At 61.3% G+C, this 4,718-nt stretch carries 2 protein-coding genes; both read left to right on the top strand.

Annotation, left to right across the window (positions count from 1 at the left end; translation table 11 throughout):
- On the top strand, nt 1–1,446 hold a 1,446-nt coding region (locus HU720_RS23720), incomplete at its 5' end, for a ShlB/FhaC/HecB family hemolysin secretion/activation protein (RefSeq protein ID WP_186523562.1).
- 24 nt (nt 1,447–1,470) lie between these two features.
- A partial coding sequence (locus HU720_RS23715) for a filamentous hemagglutinin N-terminal domain-containing protein (protein ID WP_186523561.1) occupies nt 1,471–4,718 on the top strand: 3,248 nt, incomplete at its 3' end.

The raw sequence follows: 4,718 nt of genomic DNA, 5'->3' as shown, positions 1-4,718 counted from the left end.
CTATCGGAGCCTGAGCGCGACCGACTGTTGAGGCCATACATCAATCAATGCCTCGGTGTTTCGCAACTCAACGCATTGCTCAAGGCGATTACAGCCCGGTACATCGAGAGGGGCCTGGTCACGAGCCGGGCGTATTTGCCTCAGCAAAAGCTGACAACTGGACATTTACAGATTCTTGTCGTTGAGGGGCGACTGGAGCAGGTCAAAGTTGCCCCTGATAGCCATCTCTCGGATCGCGAGATTTCAATGGCTTTTCCGGGGCATGTCGGCGATTTGGTTAATCTGCGCGAGCTGGAGCAAATGGTCGATCAGCTCAATCGCCTGCCTTCGAACAAGGCGAAAATGGAGCTCAAGCCGGGCAGGAATGTTGGCGGTAGTGAGGTCGAGGTCACCAATACCCCACAGAAACCTTGGCGTGCCGGGCTGACACGAAACAATGGCGGGCAGCGCAGCACTGGCGAGCAACAGATGGGCCTGACCCTCGACTGGGACAACCCGCTGGGGCTGGCCGACCAGTTGTCGTTGCGAGGCAACCACGATGCGATGACCGACCATCAACATACCTCGCGCAGCACGGCGCTTTACTACAACGTGCCCTGGGGATGGTGGAACTTCACCTACAGCCTGAGCCAGAGCGAGTACCGTTCGCAGATTCCGGTCAATGGCTACAACTTCAAGCAGACCGGCGATACCCAGACCCACGCCTTCCTAGCCGAGCGGGTGGTCCATCGTGATGCAGTGAGCAAGACGTCCCTGAGCAGCGGCATTTCCTACCTGCGAACCAACAATTTCATCGAAGACAGCAAGCTCACGTTCAGCAGCAATCGGATCAGCGAAGCGCAGTTCGGCATCAATCACGGCCGCCGCATCGGCAACGCGTTCGTCAACTTCGACCTGGGCATGCAGCAAGGTATTGGCCTGCTTGATGCTCAGGATAACGGCCATCCGCGTGCAGGTGAGCCGGTCGCGCGCTACCGCAAGTACAGCGCCACCGCGACCTACCAGCAGCCTTTCGAGCTGTGGGGCGAGTCATTCAGTTTGACCAGCCTGATGACCGGCCAGCGCAGCGAAGATGTGCTGTTCAGCTCCCAGCGCACCAGCCTGGGTGGGCAGTCGTCGATCCGTGGGTACAAGGACCAGTCGCTGTCGGGAGACAGCGGCGGTTACTGGCGCACCGACCTGCGTTGGACCCGGCCGGTGTCGCTGGCATGGCTACGGCCCGTCATCGCCGAGTACGGCACCAGCCTTGGCTACGACGTGGGCGTGATTCGCGGCGATCAATACAACGCAGACCAGCATGGGCGCATGTCCAGCCATTCGCTGGAGCTGTTCGCCCGCGGTCAACACGTGGCCACCAGCGTGACATTCGCACGCTCACTCGAACGCCCCGATGCACTGACCGAGCGTGAAGCGCCGATTTATTTCCGCCTTGACCTGTTCTTCTGAACCAACTCTACCGAGATCTCCTGCATGGATGCCCGTTCTCATTTCCCGTTCGCACGCCTTTTGACTGCGGCCGAGCAACCCCGCGACCGATTCTGGGGTATCCCTACTCGGGCGCTCGCTTTCCTGTTGGCCAACGTCATGTTCTGGCAGCCCCTCTGGGCGCAGGCCGAGGGCATCGTCGTGGTGACGCCGGGCGTCAAGCTCGACCATTCGGCCAATGGCGTGCAGGTCATCAACATTGCCACACCGAACGGCACAGGGCTGTCCCATAACGTCTTCCATGACTACAACGTCGGCACACAAGGGCTCATCCTCAACAACGGGTCGACGCAAACGTCGTACACGCAGTTGGGCGGCCATGTCATCGGCAACCCGAACTTGACCAAAAGCGGCTCGGCACAGGTCATCCTCAACGAAGTTATCGGCGGCAGCCCCAGCCAGCTCAAGGGCTACACCGAGGTGGCCGGGCAGTCTGCCCGTGTCATCGTCGCCAACCCCTACGGCATCACCTGCAGCGGCTGCGGCTTCATCAATACACCCCAGGCGACTTTGACCACGGGCAAGCCGGTGATCGGCAAGGGAGGGCGCCTGGAGCGCTTCCAGGTCGATGACGGTACGGTCGCCATCGAGGGGACTGGTCTGAACGCCAGCAACATCGACAGCGTCGAGATCATCACGCGGTCCGCGCAGATCAATGCCCAGATCCACGCGAAGAAGCTGACCATCGTCGCCGGGCGCAACGACGTCGATGCCAAGACCCTCGATGCGGTCGCCCGCGCGGATGACGGCAGCACCAAGCCGCAGTTGGCCATCGATGCCTCGGCACTTGGCGGCATGTACGCGGGCGCCATCCGCCTGGTCGGCACCGAGGAAGGCGTCGGGGTCAAAACGGCGGGCGACCTGGTTGCCAGCGCGGGCGATATTCAGATCGACGCCAATGGTGAGGTGACGACCGCTCGCATATCGGCAAGTGGCAACCTCGACATCCAGGCCCAGGACATTACGCTCACCGACAGCGCCTATGCCGGCGGCAAGGCCAACGTGCAAGCACAAGACAAGCTGACCTTGGAGCAGGACAAAAGCCTGGCAGCCCGCGATGAAGTGCGCCTGGGCGGCCAGCACATCGTCAACCAAGGCAGCGTGCAAGCCGGTGTCAATGCCGACGGTAGCAGCAACATCCACGGCGCCCTTGAGATCAACGGCGGCGAGCTGACCAACCGCGGCAAGATTGTCGCCACTGGCGCCCTCAGCACCGACCTGCAGTCGCTCGACAATACGGGCGCTCAGATAGCAGCAGGCCAGGCAACGATCAAGGCCGGTTCGCTGACGAACCTTGGCGGTGTGCTGCTCAGTCAGCAGGCGATGGAGATCACGGTTGAGCAGGCGCTGAACAACAGCGACGACGGTTTGATACTGAGCAAGGCCGCCACCCTGACGGTTCGAGCAGAGAGCCTGGACAACCAGGGCGGCACCTTGCAGGCCAGTAAAGCAGGCGTGGACGTCACGACCACCAAAGCGCTCGACAATACCCTCGGTAAAGTCATCGCCGGTAGCGGCCAACTCGACCTGAAAGCGGGTGAACTGATCAACCAGCAAGGCGTGCTGCAGGCCCAGGAAGGGCCGCTCAAGGTAACGGCGGCTTCGCTCGACAACCGCAAGGGCACCGTCAATGGCCAGCAGATCGTCCTGGCCCTCGAAGGCGCTCTGAACAACGACGAGGGCTTGGTCGAAGCAGCGGACAGCCTTGAGATCAATGCAGGCTCCGCAAGCAACACCAAGGGCCAACTGCGGGCGCTGGGGAGCGATGGCAAGAGCCAATTCACCTTGGGCGGCCTGTTCAACAACGATGCCGGCCTTGTGGAAATCAACAACGCCAGCTTCGCCCTGAACAGCATGGGGCTGAGCAACCAAGGTGGCGCTCTGCGCCATGCCGGCGATCAGGGTTTTGACGTTAGCCTCGCCGATGCCGGCCAGGCAGGTGGCAGTTTCATTACCAACGGCGCGCTCAGCCTGGAGGTTGACGACTGGACCAACACCAGCGCCCTGCAGGCAAAAAAACTGACGCTCAAGGTTGGCAAACTGATTCAGACCGCCGACGGCAAGCTGCTCTCGGCTGAGTCGATCGAAGCCAGTGGCGGCAGTTGGGTCAACGATGGGCACATCGAAACCAATGGCTCGCTGGAGCTGATCCTGACCGGCACCTACAGCGGCAACGGCAGCCTGCTGAGCCAGGGCGACATGACCATCAGCGCGACCAGCGCGAGCTTCGGTGAACATGCCGACGTTCGAAGCGCCGGCGAGGGCACCTACCACCTTGGCACCAGCCTGGTGAACGCCGGGCGCATCACCGCAGCCAACGACCTCGTGCTGCAGGTCGACAACCTGACCAACACCGGCACCCTAGGGGCTGGCCAGCAGTTGAGCGTCGAGTCGCAAACGCTGCTCAACCAGGATGGCTTGATCTTCAGTGGCGCCGATATGCTGGTGCATACCGACAGCCTGACCAACCTGCGCGGCACCCTGTACAGCCTCGGCTCCCTGGACATCGCCAAGGACGCCAGCCAGCAGCGGGCAAGCCTGATCGAGAACATCTCCGGCACACTGGAAAGCGCCGGCGACATGCGCCTTCTGGCCGACAGCCTGATCAACCGCAAGGAAGTGTTCAAAACCAGCCTGCAGCAGGTGTCAGGTTCGATCAGGCTGATGAACACTGACGACTGCAAAGGCGAACACTGTGAAGCCGACTACCGTGTGGTTGAGGTCTACGGTACCCAGATAACCGAAGACTCTGCGCGCGCAAATCTGGTCGCTGGTGGCTACCTCAGCTTCAGCGGCGAGTCTTTCGACAACCAATACAGCACCGTTTCAGCGGTGAACGACCTGTCCATCACCGCCAGCAACTTCTGGAACACGGGCGCCGGTGGTGGTGAGCAGCGTACCTCCGGTTATTACGTCTACACCAAAGACCGTAACGAGTACTACGGCTTCGTCGCCCGTATCCCCACCTACAACAATTATCACAACCCGGATTCGGCAAGTTACAAGCCCACCACGATGCCGCTGAGTTCGATCAGGATCGGCGTGCGCACTGGCTACAGCGTCGTCCAGACATCAGGCGATGTTGCCACCCAGGCGGTGGTTCAGGCCGGCGGTGACGTCAGTATCACTGGCACCCAGACCCTCAGTAATGCGGTCGTCCGGCCGGGTGAAAGCATCACCCGCAGCCCAGACGTGAAGGTTGACACCGACGTCAGTCTGACTGAGAAGAACGT

Source organism: Pseudomonas sp. SWRI51 (assembly GCF_014268825.1).
GTDB classification, from domain to species: domain Bacteria; phylum Pseudomonadota; class Gammaproteobacteria; order Pseudomonadales; family Pseudomonadaceae; genus Aquipseudomonas; species Aquipseudomonas farsensis.
This window is presented reverse-complemented; position numbering and strand designations above follow the sequence as displayed.